The 280-nt window shown below is 62.9% G+C and carries 1 protein-coding gene; it reads left to right on the top strand.

Going from position 1 to position 280, the window contains the following annotated elements:
- A partial coding sequence (locus EN804_RS36765; protein WP_246693566.1) for a glycosyl hydrolase family 18 protein occupies window positions 1–280 on the top strand: 280 nt, incomplete at both ends.

Genomic DNA, 280 nt, shown 5'->3' with positions numbered 1-280 from the left:
GACAAGATCCGCGTCACCGATCCGGCCGCGTACCACCCGTACCTGGACTACATCAACGTGATGACCTACGACTTCCACGGCGCGTGGGATGCGAAGACCAATCACCAGTCGGCGCTGTTCGATTCGCCCAATGATCCGTCCACCGGCGACCAGAAGCTGTACAACAGCAACGACGCCATCGAGGCCTTCATCAGCCGTGGCGTGCCCGCCGCCAAGCTCAACCTGGGCATCGGCTACTACGGGCGTGGCTGGACCGGTGTGGCCAATGCCAACAACGGCC

Source organism: Mesorhizobium sp. M8A.F.Ca.ET.161.01.1.1 (assembly GCF_004792105.1).
In the GTDB taxonomy this organism is placed as follows: domain Bacteria; phylum Pseudomonadota; class Alphaproteobacteria; order Rhizobiales; family Rhizobiaceae; genus Mesorhizobium.
Note: the sequence above shows the minus strand (reverse complement) of the source record. Positions and strands in the feature narration are given on the sequence as shown.